This is a genomic window from Actinomadura latina NBRC 106108 (genome assembly GCF_001552195.1).
Classification (GTDB): Bacteria; Actinomycetota; Actinomycetes; order Streptosporangiales; family Streptosporangiaceae; genus Spirillospora; species Spirillospora latina.
On sequence record NZ_BCQS01000020.1, the window covers coordinates 69,878 to 84,471 of the forward strand.

13 protein-coding genes are annotated in these 14,594 nt (G+C 71.4%); 7 read left to right on the plus strand and 6 right to left on the minus strand.

Annotation, left to right across the window (positions count from 1 at the left end):
• Positions 1-159: 159 nt before the first annotated feature.
• The 6 genes from AL2_RS25210 (at position 160) to AL2_RS25235 (ending at position 6,518) form a co-directional block, all read left to right on the plus strand.
• The gene (locus tag AL2_RS25210; protein ID WP_157438352.1) at positions 160-840 is read left to right on the plus strand and encodes a hypothetical protein; all 681 of its coding nucleotides are present in this window, start codon (positions 160-162) and stop codon (positions 838-840) included.
• Between the two features lie 94 nt (positions 841-934).
• On the plus strand, positions 935-1,711 hold the full coding sequence (locus AL2_RS25215) for a hypothetical protein (protein WP_067637659.1): 777 nt from the start codon (positions 935-937) through the stop codon (positions 1,709-1,711).
• Between the two features lie 86 nt (positions 1,712-1,797).
• Entirely contained in the window at positions 1,798-2,604 is an 807-nt protein-coding gene (locus AL2_RS25220; protein ID WP_157438353.1) for a hypothetical protein, read from the plus strand.
• 315 nt (positions 2,605-2,919) lie between these two features.
• On the plus strand, positions 2,920-3,798 hold the full coding sequence (locus AL2_RS39405) for an ATP-binding cassette domain-containing protein (RefSeq protein ID WP_245666902.1): 879 nt from the start codon (positions 2,920-2,922) through the stop codon (positions 3,796-3,798).
• Between the two features lie 15 nt (positions 3,799-3,813).
• On the plus strand, positions 3,814-5,931 hold the full coding sequence (locus AL2_RS25230; RefSeq protein WP_067637665.1) for a YhgE/Pip domain-containing protein: 2,118 nt from the start codon (positions 3,814-3,816) through the stop codon (positions 5,929-5,931).
• 11 nt (positions 5,932-5,942) lie between these two features.
• On the plus strand, positions 5,943-6,518 hold the full coding sequence (locus tag AL2_RS25235; protein WP_083946883.1) for a TetR/AcrR family transcriptional regulator: 576 nt from the start codon (positions 5,943-5,945) through the stop codon (positions 6,516-6,518).
• 8 nt (positions 6,519-6,526) lie between these two features.
• On the opposite strand, the gene AL2_RS25240 is transcribed toward AL2_RS25235, so the two are convergent.
• The 6 genes from AL2_RS25240 to AL2_RS25265 all read right to left on the minus strand — a co-directional run bounded on the left by AL2_RS25240 (position 6,527) and on the right by AL2_RS25265 (position 13,492).
• Positions 6,527-6,994, minus strand: a complete 468-nt coding sequence (locus tag AL2_RS25240) for a MarR family winged helix-turn-helix transcriptional regulator (RefSeq protein ID WP_067637897.1) — start codon at positions 6,992-6,994, stop codon at positions 6,527-6,529.
• A gap of 212 nt (positions 6,995-7,206) precedes the next feature.
• Complete coding sequence (locus AL2_RS25245; protein ID WP_067637666.1) at positions 7,207-8,775, minus strand: acyl-CoA synthetase; 1,569 nt, start codon at positions 8,773-8,775, stop codon at positions 7,207-7,209.
• Between the two features lie 30 nt (positions 8,776-8,805).
• Entirely contained in the window at positions 8,806-9,963 is a 1,158-nt protein-coding gene (locus AL2_RS25250) for a thiolase family protein (protein ID WP_067637668.1), read from the minus strand.
• Entirely contained in the window at positions 9,956-10,996 is a 1,041-nt protein-coding gene (locus AL2_RS25255) for a thiolase family protein (protein ID WP_067637670.1), read from the minus strand. Before AL2_RS25255 ends, AL2_RS25250 begins: the two co-directional genes overlap by 8 nt.
• Positions 10,996-11,943, minus strand: coding sequence for a Zn-ribbon domain-containing OB-fold protein (locus tag AL2_RS25260; protein WP_067637672.1), 948 nt, complete (start codon positions 11,941-11,943; stop codon positions 10,996-10,998). The genes AL2_RS25255 and AL2_RS25260 overlap by 1 nt, the downstream gene beginning before the upstream one ends.
• Positions 11,933-13,492 (minus strand): acyl-CoA synthetase, encoded by a 1,560-nt coding sequence (locus tag AL2_RS25265; protein WP_067637674.1) that lies wholly within the window; start codon positions 13,490-13,492, stop codon positions 11,933-11,935. Before AL2_RS25265 ends, AL2_RS25260 begins: the two co-directional genes overlap by 11 nt.
• 154 nt (positions 13,493-13,646) lie before the next feature.
• Between AL2_RS25265 and AL2_RS25270 the strand changes: the two genes are divergently transcribed.
• Complete coding sequence (locus AL2_RS25270) at positions 13,647-14,459, plus strand: crotonase/enoyl-CoA hydratase family protein (protein ID WP_067637675.1); 813 nt, start codon at positions 13,647-13,649, stop codon at positions 14,457-14,459.
• Positions 14,460-14,594 lie beyond the last annotated feature (135 nt).

Consider the following 14,594-nt stretch of genomic DNA (forward strand, 5'->3'; position numbering starts at 1 on the left):
AAGCAGAAACCCGGTCCGGCGCTCCGCCGGAATGGCCCGCCCCTTGATGAACGCCTTCATTCATGGTTCCGTCCCGTGTGCCGCGACATCCGCTGCGCGGTCACGGGCCCAGACCGTGCGGGACGTCGTGCACATGTCTCCCACCCTGAAAGAGGCAGCATGAGAAAGCTCGGCAAAATCGCCATTCCCCTGGTGGGATCGGCGGCTCTGCTCGTCGGAATGGCCGGAACCGCGCTCGCGTCCGGCACCATCACCTCCGGCGGCTCCCCGTACACCGGCAGCGTCATCGCCACCAACCTCGGCAACGTGACGCTGGCCGGGAACAGCTTCCTCGGCCCCATCATCAACAGCTGCAGCAGCGGGAGCCTCGGCGCTTACACCAAGTCCGACGGCACCAGCGGACGCCTCGACAGCGTGTCGCTCTCCGGCTGCACCAACAACCGCGGCGGCACCACCACCGTCACCGCGATCGGCCTGCCCTACACCGGCGGCCACGTTGACTACGCCCCCGTCACGGGCGGCCGGGACGGCAAGATCGTCATCGACGCGCCGAACGCGGCCGTCGACATCAAGGCCATCCTGAACCTCCCGGCCTGGGGGCTCACGGGCGTGGAGTGCCACTACGGCCTCACGACGACGACGCCGCTGAACATCGACGTCTACAACCCCTCCAACGCCAACAAGCCCGTCCCGTCCAACCCGCACGGGCAGGGCAAGCTGGCCGGCCAGTCGCTGCAGTTCATCTCCGGCGACTCGGTCTGCCCGGCGTCCGCGTCGGCCAACGGCAACTTCCAGATCGTCACCAGCCCAGGCGGCAACGACCTGCTGCTCGGCCCCTGATCCGCGTTCCCTGACCCCGTTCCCCGATCGACCCACCCCACCGGGACGGGCCATCCGCGACGGCTGGCCCGTCCCACCTCAGCCGGGAGTCCCCATGCGTTCCAGCCTCCGCCGCCGGCTTCCGGCCGGCGCCGCCGCCCTCGCCCTCACCGGGAGCCTGCTCGGCGCCGTGGCCGCCGCACCCGCCGCCTCCGCCGACACGCTGCCCGACTTCGACTTCTCCACCTGCCCCGACCTGCCCGCGGGCGCCGACCCGCAGTTCTGGCAGTGCAACATCGCCGTCACCTACGGCGGGACGTTCAAGCTCGGCGGGATCGAGACGACGATCGAGTCGCCGATCACCCTCACCTACGCGAACGGCTTCGATCCCATCACCTACGAGGCGCAGACCGTCTTCGGCTCCTTCAAGGCGAGCAAATTCCTGGTCCAGCCGGGCCTGTTCGGCGACCCGTTCGTCACGGCCGTCTACGCGCAGCCGAAGTACGCGGGCGGGCTCAACACCGACGGCGGGAAGGTCAACCTGAACCTGTCGGTGAACGTGCAGAACCCGCTGCTCGGCAGCCGCTGCACGATCGGGTCGAGCTCGCACCCGATCGCGCTGAAGCTCGGCATCGGCGCCACGGACCCGCCGCCGCCGAACACCTCCATCCACGGCGAACCGCCCGTCGTCGTGGGGACGAACCCGGTCGTGCTGAAGACGACCGTGGTCGACAACGCGTTCGCGGTGCCGAAGGCGGACAAGTGCGGCCTCGATCTCGGCCTCGAGAACTGGCTGGTCAACCTGTACGCCGGGCTGCCGTCCGCCGCCGGGAACAACACGGCGATCTTCCAGCAGTACGCGAGCTTCAAGCCCTACACCGAACTGTCCTAGCCCGGCCCGACGCGCCGTACCCGGCCCGCGCCGCTCCTCCCCGCCGGAGGGCGCGGGCCATGATCCCTCCCCCAGGAGTTGACACGATGAGAACACCCTCCATGCGGCGCGCCGCCGCGGCGGTGGCCGGTGCGGGCCTCACGGCCCTGGCCCTCACGGGCCTGTCCGGTCCGGCGGCCGCGGACGTCCCGCCCGGCTTGGACTTCGACGACTGCCCGGCGGTCAGCGAGCTGCCGCCGAACGCAGATCTGACGTTCTGGCAGTGCAACGTGACGGTGATCAGCGCCGGGCGGCTGCAGATCGGGTCCATCGACCAGGAGATCACCCAGCCGATCAAGATGACCTGGGCGACCGGCTTCGACCCGATCACGTTCGAGGGCTACAGCGTCTTCGGCCCGATGCGGGCCGAGCCGCAGCGGGTCAAGGGCGGCGTCCTCGGCATCGAGGGCACCGACGTGATCCCCATCCTGCAGATCAGCGCGCAGCCGGAGATGGCGGCCGACCCCGAACTGGCCCCCGAGGGCCAGATCGCGCTCCGCCTGCGGCTCAAGATCAAGACGATCAACCCGCTGCTCGGCGACACCTGCTACATCGGGAGCGGCCAGGACCCGATCGTGCTGAACCTGACCTTCGGGACGACGTCCCCGCCGCCGCCGAACCAGCCGATCTCCGGCACGCCCGCGCACCCGGTGGGCGACGGCGTCATCGGCTCGACGCTGGTCGACAACGCGTTCGCGGTGCCGAAGTCGTCCGGCTGCGGCTGGAACGGCCTCCTCAACGCGGTGGCCGACTTCCGCGCGGGCCTGCCGTCCGCCGCGGGCAAGAACACGGCCGTCTTCGAGTCCTACGCGAAGTTCACCGCGTACACCTCGCTGCCGAACACCACCGCCTAGAGGCGGCGGCACCACCGCCGGCCGGCCCGCTCACGAGGCGGGCCGGCCGGCGGTGCGTCCGGGGCCCCCGGTGCCCGGCCGCGGCGCCGCGCGACGATTCGGTCATGCCACGCAGTCTCGCAGATCGGACGAGTCGTCCAATAGCGCGGCCCCGGTGGCGGCGATGTGATGCAAGTCACTGCATCGAACCTGTGTGACCTGGGGCGTAGCGGTCACGTGTCAGATGTCACCGTCTCGGTGGATTCGCGAGGTCCTGGGCGCGGCTAGATTTGCACTGACCGGTCAGTTCAAATCTGCCTCCCGGGAGGGTCCGCGATGACGCCCGAGCACAAGACTCCGGGGACGGCCGCCGCGGCCGGGGGGACCGCCGCGGCCGTCTCCGGACCGGGCCCGACCGGCTCCGGGACTGGCGGGGGCCGTCCCGGAGCCGAGGGCCCGCCCCCGTCACCCGCCGCCCCTCCCCGCACTGCCGAGGACGGAGACGTCCTGCGGACGGTTTGGACGGAGCGCCCCGACACGGCACGGACAGGGCCGGCACGGGTCCCGGAGCAGCCGGGCCGGGACCCGCTGGGCGTGCGGGCGCGCGGGCTCGGCGTGCGGGGCGCGCGGGGCTGGGTGTTCCGGGACGTCGATCTGGACGTGCCCGGCGGAGCACTGGTGGCCGTGGGCGGTATCGCCGGGACGGGCCGTACGGCGCTGCTGCTCACGCTCGGCGGGCGGATGAGACCCGGCGAGGGCACCGTCTCGGTGGGCGGGTTCAGCAAGATCGGAGACGTCCAGCGGGTGGCGGCGCTCGGGCTCGTCCCGGGCGTCACCGAACTGGATCCGGCGCTGACCGTCCGGGAGCACCTGAACGAGGCGCTGGCGCTGCGCGAGGGCGTCCTCGGCAGGTTCCGGGGACGGGAGGCGCGCAGGCGGCGGGCGCTCGAACGCGTCGGCCTCGACGTCGGCCCGCGGACGCTCGCCGCGGAACTCGCGCCCGATGAAGCGCAGTTGCTCGGAGCCGCCCTGGCGCTCGTCGGCGGGCCCGGGCTGCTCCTGCTCGACGACGTCGACGAGGGGCTGCCCGCCGAACGGCAGCGTGAGCTGTGGCGGCGGCTCGCCGGTATCGCGGCCACCGGCGTCACCATCGTCGCGGCATGCCATGACACCGCGCCCGCCGAGGGCCTGGCCACGCACAGCCTTTCCCTCTAGCCAGGAGATCCCCCCATGAGACTTCCCGCGTTGACGTCCGGCGGCCTGGAGCTGCGCCGCTTCCAGCGCAACCGGTTGACCCGCATCGCCCTGGCCGGGCTCGTTCTGCTCCCGCTGCTCTATGCGGGGCTCTATCTGTGGTCCTTCTGGGATCCCTACTCCCGGCTCCAGCATGTGCCGGTGGCGCTGGTCGTCCAGGACCGGCCCGCCGCGGCGGACGGGAGGACGGTGCACGCGGGCGCCGATCTCGCGGACGAGCTGAAGAAGCGCAAGGTCTTCGACTGGCGGACCGTGTCGGCGGAGGACGCTGAAAAGGGGGTGCGGTCGGGCGAGTACTACATGTCGCTGACGATCCCGTCCGACTTTAGTACCCGTATCGCGTCGCCGTCCGGGGACGGCGCTCCCACGCCCGCCAGGCTGCGCCTGCGGATGAACGACGCGAACAACTACGTCATGGGGACGCTCGCGCAGGCCGCGTTCAAGGAGATCAGCGCCGCCGCCGGCAGCGAGGCCGTGCACGGCTATTTCGACCGCATCTTCTTGTCGTTCGGCAAGCTGCACACCGATCTGGGCCAGGCCGCCGATGGGGCCGGGAAGCTCGCCGCGGGCTCCGGGCAGGCGGAGGACGGCGCCGGGGAGCTCGCCGAGGGCGCGGGCCGGGCTGAGGCGGGCGCGGGCAAGCTCAAGGACGGCATCGACGAGGCCCGGTCCGGGAGCGGCAGGCTGACGGCCGGGCTGGGCGAGCTGCGGGACGGGACCGCCCAGGTCGCGGCCGGCATGCAGAAGCTCACCGCGACCGTCGACCGCGCGGGCGACACGCTCGTCCCGCTGCTGCGGGAGAACGCGCCGGAGATCAGGCGGGCCGCGCTCGTGGTCGCGCGGGGCGCGGACGCCCTCGCGGACGGGGCCGGGCGGCTGCCCGCGCAGACGGGCGCCGCGGTGGAGCGGGCGGAGAAGGCGCAGGCCGAGCTGGGCGCGTACCTTGCCGCGCATCCGGAGATCCCCGCGAACGTCCGGCAGGATCTCACCCGGTCCGCCGCGCAGGTCGTCGCCGTGGCGGAGCAGGTGGACGGCTACGTCCGCGAGCACACCGGCGACCTGCGCAAGGTCGCGGCCGACGCGCGGACGGTCGAGAAGGCCGCCCGCAAGATCGCCGAGGACGCGCCCACGCTGGCCGCCAAGGTCGACAAGGCCCGCCGGGACGTGGACCGCCTCAACGCCGGGACGCGGCGGGTCGACGCGGGCGCCGGGCGGCTCCTCGCCGGATCGTCCGGTCTCACGACCGGGCTCGGCACGCTCTCGGGCGGCGCGGGCGACCTGCGCGGCGGGCTCGGCCGGCTTTCGGGCGGCGCGGTGACCCTGGAGACGGCGCTCGCGCAGATCTCCGCCGGCAGCGGCGAGCTCGCGACCGGACTGGACGAGGGCGTCCGGAAGATCCCGGACTACGGCGACGAGGAGCGGGCCGCGCGGGACGACATGATGAGCGACCCGGTGCGGCTGGCCAGCGCCACCGACAACGCGGTGCCGAACTACGGGACCGGGTTCGCGCCGTTCTTCGTCCCGCTGTCGCTCTGGGTCGGCGGCATGATCATCTACATGCTGCTGCGGCCGCTGAACCCGCGCGCGATGGCGGGCACCGCGCCCGGCCGCCGCGTCGCGCTCGCCGGCTGGCTGCCCGCCGCCGTGATCGGGACGGCGCAGGCGTGCGTCGTCCTCGCCGTGCTGCATCTGGCGCTGGGGCTGCGGGCCGAGCACTGGCCGGGGCTCGTCGCGTTCCTCGCGCTCGCGTCCGCCGCGTTCCTCGCCGTGATCCAGTGGGTGAACGCCCGGTTCGGGCCGATCGGCCGGATCCTCGCGCTGGCGCTGCTGATGCTGCAGCTCACCTCGGCGGCGGGCACCTACCCGATCGAGACGAGTCCGCGCTTCTTCCAGCTGATCCGGCCGTACCTGCCCATGTCGTGGGTGGTGGACGGCGTCCGGCACCTGATCAGCGGCGGCCCGATGACGCCGGTATGGCAGGGTTGTGCGGTGCTGGTCGCCTTCCTGGCCGGCGGGCTCGCGCTCACCGCGCTGGCCGTCCGGCACAACCGGGTCTGGACGATGAAGCGCCTGCACCCGGCGCTGAAGCTCTAGGAGGCAGGGACGTGGCCCGCAGCGCGACCAGGGAGAAGCTGTTCGGCGCGGCGATCGAGCTGATCGCCGAGAGCGGGCTCGCCGCGACCACCGTCGACCAGATCGCCGAGCGGGCCGGGGTCGCCAAGGGCACCGTCTACTACAACTTCGGCAGCAAGGCGGCGCTGTTCTCGGCGCTGCTGGAGTACGGGGTCGACCGGCTCGCGACCGCGCTGCGCGACGCCGCGTCCGGCCGGCCGCCGCTGGACGCGCTGGAGGCCGCCGTCGCCGCCGAGCTGGCGTTCATCGGCGAGCACGAGTCGTTCGCCCGGCTGCTGATCGCCGAGACGTGGCGGTCCGGCGGCGACTGGCAGCGGACCGCGCGGCTCATCCGGGAACGCGCCATCGGCGTGATCGCGGACGTGCTGCGGGACGCGGTCGCCGCCGGGGACCTGCGCGCCGACCTCGACACCGGGACCGCCGCGTCCGCCGTGTTCGGGATGGTGCTGACCGTCGCGCTCGACTGGCGCGCCCTCCAGCCCGGCCGCCCGCTCGCCGACGTCCAGGCCACCCTGATGGACCTGCTGCGCGGGCGTCTCGCGGGCTAGGGCGGGGGCTAGGGAAGGTTGCGGATCTCCTCGATGACGCCGGGCATCGCCTCGTTGTTCTCGCGGATCCAGCGCAGCAGGACGTCGAACTCCTCGTCATCGTAGGCGCCGAGGCGGTCGTAGAAGGCGCGGGAGATCGGCTCGAAGTAGCGGGCGAACTCCGCGACGTTCTCCTGGACCAGCTCGACGATCACGCGGCGGCGGTCGTCGGGGTCGCGGGTGCGCTTGACGTATCCGGCGCGTTCCAGCCGGTCGATGACGGCGGTGATGGCGCCGCCGGTCGTGATGCCCATGAGCTGCGCGAGCTGACCGGGCGTCTGCGGCCCGTCCAGCATCAGCGCGTTCACGCACTGCGCGTCGCTGACGTTGAGCCCCGCCTTGCTCGCGGTGGCGTGGTGCAGCAGGACGGTGAACATGGTGCTGCGCTGCATCGCCCGCTGCAGCTCGTCCAACCGCTCGCGGTCCGGGGTCGACACGCCCACCTCTCCCTCTTCAGCTCTCGACTCCAGAGCCTAGTGGCCGCATCCGGACAGGACCACAGGGGACGGCGCGGCGTGTGGCGCAGGACTCACCCGCTCATGATCGAAGCACTCCCAGGTCACCCCTATCATGGATTTGTTAGGACCACTAACAGAGGTCCGCTCCTGGCCCCGAATCCCACGAAGGTTCGGGGCCGACCTCTACCGGGCTACTTCGCCTCCTCCGCCACCTGCTTCGCCCACCGGTAGTCCGCCTTGCCCGCCGGCGAGCGCTTCATCTCGGCGACGAACGCGTAGACGCGCGGCACCTTGTAGCCCGACAGCTCGCGGCGGCAGTGCGCGTCCAGATCGGTGGAGGGCGGCGCGTCGCCGGACGGCTGGATCACCGCCGCCACACGGCTCCCCCACCGCTCGTCCGGAATGCCGGTGACGACCGCGTCGTACACGGCCGGATGCCCCTTGAGGACGGCCTCGACCTCCTCCGGGAACACCTTCTCGCCGCCGGTGTTGATCGCCTGCGACCCGCGCCCGTACACGGCGATCGACCCGTCCTCCTCGACGGTGGCGATGTCGCCGGTGAGCAGCCAGCGCTTGCCGTCCACCATGGGGAACGTCTTCGCCGTCTTCTCCGGGTCGTTGTAGTAGCCCTGCGCGATGTAGCCGCTGCGGGCGACCTGCCCGATCACCCCCGAGCCCGGCTTGACCTGCTGGAACGCGTCGTCCAGCACGGTGACGTTCGCCACGTCCGGGGCGAACCGCAGCCCCTTCTCCGGGGTGGAGCCGGCGACCGCCTCGGCCGTCGAGCCCGACTCGGTCGACCCGAACCGGTCGAGGATCATCACGTTCGGCAGCAGCCGCTGGATGCGGTCGCGGACCGTCCCGGTGAAGATCGCGCCCGTGGAGACGTAGGCGAACAGCGAAGAGGTGTCGTAGCTCCCGCGCGCCAGCTCCTCCGCCATCGGGATCGCCATCGCGTCCCCGGTGATCGTCAGCGAGTTGACCTTCTCCCGCTCGATCGTCGCCCACACGTCCGCCGCGTCGAACTTGCGCGTGTAGACGAGCGTCGCGCCCATGAACCAGGCGATCCACGTGGCCATCTGCGCGGCGCCGTGCATGAGCGGCGCCACCGGCATCATCACCAGCGGGCCGCCGTTGCGGGCGTTCTCCACGACGTCCTCGGGCCGCGTCGGCCGCGGCAGCGACGGGTTCCAGAACGCGAGCAGCATCTGCTCGGTCGACCACATGACGCCCTTCGGCATCCCGGTCGTCCCGCCCGTGTAGATGATGTAGACGTCGTCGCCGGAACGCGCCGGGAAGCCGCGCGTGCCTGCGGCGTCCTTCATCGCCTCCGCGTAGGCGACCGCCCCCGGGATGGACGGCGTGCCGCCCACCGCGATGAGGTGCTTCAGCTCGGGCACCTCCGGGACGGTCGCCGCGACCCGGTCCTCGAACTCCACGTCGTACAGCAGCGCGACGCTGTCGGAGTCCCGGTACACGTAGAGCAGTTCGCTCTCCACGTACCGGTAGTTGACGTTGATGGGCACGGCCCGGATCTTCAGCGCGGCCAGCAGTGCCGCCGCGTACTCGACACCGTTGTAGAGCTGGACGGCGACATGCTGGCCGGGCCGCACTCCGGCGTCCGCCAGATGGTGCGCGAGCCGGTTCGCGTGCTCGTCCAGCTCGGCGTACGTGAGCCGCTGGTCACCGCAGATCAGGGCGACACGGTCCCCGATCGCGTCCGCGACTCCCTCGAACAGGTCAGCGTGGTTGTACTCCATCGGAGAGCCTCCGGAGGGGGTCTGGGGAAATCAGGGTTTGTCGCTGCCGACGATCCACATCGCGAAGAACTGGGCGCCGCCGCCGTAGGCGTGGCCGAGCGCGCGGCGCGCGCCGTCCACCTGGTGGTCGCCGGCCCGCCCCCGCACCTGCAGCGCCGCCTCGGCGAACCGGATCATCCCGGACGCGCCGATCGGGTTGGACGACAGCACGCCGCCGGACGGGTTCCACGGGATGTCGCCGTCGAACGCCGTCGCGCCCGCCTCGGTGAGCTTCCAGCCCTCGCTCTCGCCGCAGAACCCGAGGTTCTCCAGCCACATCGGCTCGTACCAGGAGAACGGGACGTACACCTCGGCGCAGTCCAGTTCGCGGCGCGGGTCGGTGATGCCGGCCTGCCGGTACACGGCCGCCGCCGCGTCCTTACCGCCCTGCGGGCTCACGGTGTCGCGGCCCGCGAACTGCATCGGCTCGGAGCGCATCGAGGTGCCGTGCACCCACGCGGGGCTGTTCGGCGCCTTCTTGGCCGCGTCCTCGGACGCCAGCACCATCGCGCACGCGCCGTCCGACGACGGGCACGTCTCCAGGTACCGGATCGGCTCCCACAGCATCGGCGTCGACTCGACCATCTCGCGGGAGATGCCGGGGATCTTCAGGTGCGCGTACGGGTTCCGCAGCGCGTTCTGCCGGTCCTTGACCGCGACGAGCGTCCCGATGTGGTCGGGTGCGCCGGACCGGGCCATGTAGGCGCGGATGTGCGGCGCGAAGTAGCCGCCCGCCCCGACGACGAGGGACGTGGTGAACGGGCCGTTCACCGTCAGCGCCCACGTCGCGTTCGACTCCGACTGCTTCTCCCACGCGATCGTGAGGACCCGCTCGTGGACGCCGGACTGGATCAGGTTCGCCGCGACGATCGCCGTGGACCCGCCGACCGAGCCGGCCGTGTGCACCCGCATCATCGGCTTGCCGGTCGCGCCGATCGCGTCCGCCAGGAAGATCTCCGGCATCACGACGCCCTCGAACAGGTCGGGCGCCTTGCCGACGACGACGGCGTCGATGTCCTTCCAGGTCAGCCCGGCGTCGTCGAGGGCGCGGCGGGCCGCCTCGCGGAGCAGGCCCGCCATCGACACGTCCAGCCGCTTGGTCTTGTACTCGGTCTGCCCGATGCCGATGACCGCGCAGGATTTAGCCATGGTTCTTCTCTCCCGACAGCACGCAGACGAGGTTCTGCTGGAGGCAGGGGCCGGACGCGGCGTGCCCGAGCGTCCGCGACGCCGTCCCGTCGTGGATGCGGGACGCGGCCTCGCCGATGCGGATGAGGCCCGCCGCCATCACCGGGTTCGCCGACAGCGCCCCGCCGGACGGGTTGACGGTCACGCCGTCGGCCAGGCCGAGTGCCTCGCGCAGGATCAGCTCCTCATGGCTGAACTGCGCGTGCAGCTCCGCGACCTCGATCCCGGTCGCGCCGGCCTTCTCCCCCGCGATGCGGGCGGCCTCCGAGCGGGTCAGGTCGCGCACGCCGAGCGCGTGCGGCTCGGTGCGGTGGTCGATGCCGGCGATCCACGCGGGCCGCTCGCACAGCTCGCGGGCCGTGTCGCCGGCCGCGAGGACGATCGCCGCCGCGCCGTCGGTGACGGGCGCGACGTCGTAGGGGCGCAGCGGCGCCACGTCGTACTCGTCGCCTTCGGGGTCCGGCAGGTGCAGCGCGAACGGGTTGTCGCGGCCGGACGCCCGGGACCGCGCCGCAACCGCGCGCAGGTCGTCCTCCTTCGCGCCCGACTTCTCCATGTAGGCGCGGGCCTGCATGGCGGCCATCGACACCTGGTCGACGCCGAGCGGCGCCAGGTGGTACGGGTCGAGCTGCTGGCTCATGATCGCGCGGAGGTCGCCCTGGGACGACTTGCCGAACCCGAACACCAGCGCGGTGTCGATCTCGCCGATCTGGAGCTTCACCCACGCCTCGTACAGCGCCCACGCGCCGTCCATCTCGACGTGGCTCTCGGCGATCGGCGGCCACGCGCCCAGCGTGTCGAGCGCGGACACGAAGGCGAACGGCGCACCCTGCAGGTAGTCGCACGAGCCCGAGCAGGTGAAGCCGAACCGGGACAGCCCCGTCCGCTCCTTGATCTCGGTGATGACCGGGAGGACCATCTCGGTCTCCGCGATCCCCTGGTCCTCGGCGCTGTGCCGGGTCTGTGCGAACGCGACGACGGCGACATCACGCATTACATGAAGTCCTTGATCTCTTCGAAGGGGACGTCGGGCTCGTCGATGGGCTCGAACCACTTGATGTTGGCCATCGACCGGGTCCACTCCTCGCGCGGCCGCCACGCCGCCTTCACCCGCATGCCCATCCGGACCTGGTCGGCCGGGATGCCCGCGACGAGCGTCAGCATCGTCAGGCCGGCGCCGTCCAGCAGGACGTAGCCGGACACGAACGGCACCTCCGGCGCGCGCGGGTCCGGGATGTTGTTGACCGCGAAGGTGGTGACGGTGCCGGTGTCGGGCAGCTCCACCTCCTCGGTCGTGGGCACGCCGTCGCGCGGGCAGAACCCCTTCATCGGCACGATGACCTTCTCGCACACCGGGCAGCGGTGCCCGGTGATCCGGCCCTCGGAGATCCCCTCCAGGAACCGGCCGAGCGCCCGGCCGCCCTTCAGCCGGTACTCCAGCCCGGCCTGCGGGTTGATCATGGTGACCTCGGGCAGGAAGCACTCGATGTCGCCGATCGTCCCGGTCCGCTCCGCGCGGTACTTCGGCCGCACCCGCATCCCGGTCTTCAGGAACTTCGGCGGCTTCGCGCCCGCCTCGAAGACGCCGAGGTCGAGCGCGTGCAGCAGCGCGGTGTCGGCGCCGTCCGGGCGGATCAGCGCCCACGCGAACGGGCGGTCGAACGGATGCTCCTTGGCCGGGCGCGGCACCCACGACCAGGTCGTGACGGTGCCGGCGGGGCCGACCTCGACGAACTCGCCGGTGACGTCCTCGCCGGTCTCGGGGTCGCACTCCTGCGGCGGGACGAGCACCCTGCCGCCCGCCGTGCGGACGCCGACCATCCGGCCGTCGCGCAGCTCGCTCAGGAAGCGCCCGATCACCGGGCCGACCGAGCGGGTGTAGCCGCCGGGGAACGCGACGAGGTGGTTCGGGGCGTCGGGCGGCGCGGTGTCAGATGGCACTGTCGCGGTCCTTCCAGTACGGGTCCCGCAGCTTGCGTTTGAGGAGCTTGCCGTTGGGCTCGCGCGGCATCGTCTCGATGAAGTCGACGGTCCTCGGCCACTTCATCTTGGCGAGCCGGCCTTCCAGCGACGCGAGGATCTCGGCGGCGAGCTCGTCGCCGGGGGCGACGCCCTCGGCGGGCTCCACGACGGCCTTGATCTGCTCGCCCCACTCCTCGTCCGGGATGCCGAACACGGCGACGTCCCCGACCTTCGGATGCAGGATGATCTCGTTCTCGATCTCGGCCGGGTAGATGTTCGCGCCGCCCGAGATGATCATGTCGGCCTTGCGGTCGGACAGGAACAGGAACCCGTCCTCGGTGAGGTAGCCGATGTCCCCGACGGTGAAGAAGTCCTTGAGGCGGTTCTTCTCCGTCTTCTCCTTGTCGCCCTTGTACTCGAACTCGACACCGGCCATCTTCATGTAGATCGTGCCGTGCGTCCCGGTGGGGACGGGCTCGCCGTCGTCATCGACGATCAGCAGCTCGCTGATCGGCCAGGCGTTGCCGACCGTGCCGGGGTGCGCGCGCCAGTCGGCGGGGCTCGCGATCGTCCCGCCGCCCTCGGTGGCCGCGTAGTACTCCCAGATGCAGTCGCCCCACCAGTCGAGCATCTGCTGCTTGATCGGCACCGGGCAGGGCGCGGCCGCGTGGATCGCCCACTTCATGCTCGACACGTCGTACCGGGACCGGACGTCCTCGGGCAGGGACAGCAGCCGCTTGAAGTGCGTCGGCACCATGTGGGTGTTGCTCACGCGGTGTTCTTGGATCACTCTGAGGGTGTCTTCGGCGTCCCACTTGTCCATGTAGACGAGCGTGTGGCCCATCTGCAGGGCGGTGCCGCCGAACTGGGTGACGGCCGTGTGGTAGTTCGGCGAGGTGATCAGATGGGCCTGGTGCTCGCCCCCCGCGGGGATCCCCGGCGGGATGCCGAACATGCCGAGCAGGAACGTCATCAGCTCGGCGCTGTCGTCGGGGTCGATCCCCATCAGGGCCCGCTTGACGCCCTTCGGTCGTCCCGTCGTCCCGGACGTGTAGTGCATCGTGGCGCCGTTGCTGCGGTCGTCCGGCAGCGTGTCGGGCTGCCCCTCGACGAGTTCGGCGAGCGGGCGGAAGCCCTCGACGTCCCCGAACGCGAACCGGCGGTGCGCCTCGATCTCCGCACCGGCCGGCACGCCCTCCCTGGCGTACCGCTCGTGGACGAAGAAGGCCTTGGCATCGCTGTCGGCGACGATGTAGCCGATCTCCGGGCCCGTCAGGTGCCAGTTGATCGGCGTGTAGTACCAGCCGGCCTGCAGCGCCGCCAGGTACAGCACGAGACCCTCGACGCCGTTCGGGACGAGCCCGCAGATGCCGTCGCCCTTCTCCAGCCCCAGCGCGCGCAGCCCGTGCACGAGCCGGTTCGAGCGGGCCAGCAGGTCGCCCGCGGCGTGCTTCGTCCCGTCCGGATCGACGCACGCGACCCACTCCGGATCAGCCTGCGCCAATCGCCAAAAGCCCAATGACCCCATCGGAACTCCCCTAAGTGATCACGGTGAGCACCGTCACATGGCGGCACTCGGCGATGAAAGTAGATCACGTTCTCGTTTTGCAGTTCAACCCCTACCGGCCAGGCACCTGCTTAACTAGAATCTGTTCTCGTTTAACACTTGAGCTGGAGGAACCATGGCGGAACGGCTGCCGATCAGCACCGAGCACTGCATCGTCGAGCGCGACGGCCACGTCGTCATCGTCACGATGAACCGGCCCGAGGCGCGCAACGCGCTCAGCTCGTCCATGCTGGTGGGCCTCGCCGACGCCTGGGCCTACATGTCGGACACGCCCGAAATCCGGGCCGGCATCCTCAGCGGCGCCGACGGGACGTTCTGCGCCGGCGCCGACCTGAAGGCCATGGGGCAGACGCCGTCGGACCCGCGCGTCCAGGAGCGGATGGCGCAGATCCCGAACTTCCACTGGAAGGGCCTGCTGCGCGAGGGCCAGCCGACCAAGCCGCTGATCTGCGCCATCGAGGGGTACGCGGTCGCCGGCGGCACCGAACTCCTGGTCGGCACCGACCTGCGCGTCGTCGCCGAGGACGCCACCCTCGGCCTGTACGAGGCGAAGCGCGGCCTGTTCCCGATGGGCGGCTCCGCGATCCGGCTGCCCCGCCAGATCGGCTACGCCAACGCGATGGACATCCTGCTCACCGCCCGCTCGGTGACCCCGCAGGAGGCCCTGGCCATGGGCCTGATCAACAAGGTCGTCCCGGCCGGCACCGCCCTCGCCGCCGCCCGCGAACTCGCCGACCAGATCGCCGAATGCGGCCCGCTCGCCGTGCAGGGCATCCTGCGCACCTACCGCGAGACCGCGCACCTCCCGGAGGAGGAGGCCCTCAAGATCTCCGACGAGATCGGCTGGCCCGTCATCGGCTCCGAGGACGCCAAGGAGGGCTCCCGAGCCTTCAAGGAGAAGCGCCCCGCCGTCTACCACGGCAAATAAGACCCTCCACGCGAACCAGACGCCATCCGCGCAGCGCCGGCACTCCGCCGTACCGGCGCTGTGCCGGCGCTGTGCTCCGTCGTGAAGGTCGCCGGTCGACGTGTTATCGGTCGTCCGTAATTCGGTCGGAGTTTG

Excerpts from the sequence above, each read along its gene's own strand:
- AL2_RS25210 (WP_157438352.1), top strand. The coding sequence starts at position 160 with ATGAGAAAGCTCGGCAAAATCGCCATTCCCCTGGTGGGATCGGCGGCT.
- AL2_RS25220 (WP_157438353.1), top strand. The coding sequence starts at position 1,798 with ATGAGAACACCCTCCATGCGGCGCGCCGCCGCGGCGGTGGCCGGTGCG.
- AL2_RS25245 (WP_067637666.1), bottom strand. The coding sequence starts at position 8,775 with ATGGAGTACAACCACGCTGACCTGTTCGAGGGAGTCGCGGACGCGATC.
- AL2_RS25255 (WP_067637670.1), bottom strand. The coding sequence starts at position 10,996 with ATGCGTGATGTCGCCGTCGTCGCGTTCGCACAGACCCGGCACAGCGCC.
- AL2_RS39405 (WP_245666902.1), top strand. The coding sequence starts at position 2,920 with ATGACGCCCGAGCACAAGACTCCGGGGACGGCCGCCGCGGCCGGGGGG.
- AL2_RS25250 (WP_067637668.1), bottom strand. The coding sequence starts at position 9,963 with ATGGCTAAATCCTGCGCGGTCATCGGCATCGGGCAGACCGAGTACAAG.
- AL2_RS25230 (WP_067637665.1), top strand. The coding sequence starts at position 3,814 with ATGAGACTTCCCGCGTTGACGTCCGGCGGCCTGGAGCTGCGCCGCTTC.
- AL2_RS25215 (WP_067637659.1), top strand. The coding sequence starts at position 935 with ATGCGTTCCAGCCTCCGCCGCCGGCTTCCGGCCGGCGCCGCCGCCCTC.
- AL2_RS25265 (WP_067637674.1), bottom strand. The coding sequence starts at position 13,492 with ATGGGGTCATTGGGCTTTTGGCGATTGGCGCAGGCTGATCCGGAGTGG.
- AL2_RS25270 (WP_067637675.1), top strand. The coding sequence starts at position 13,647 with ATGGCGGAACGGCTGCCGATCAGCACCGAGCACTGCATCGTCGAGCGC.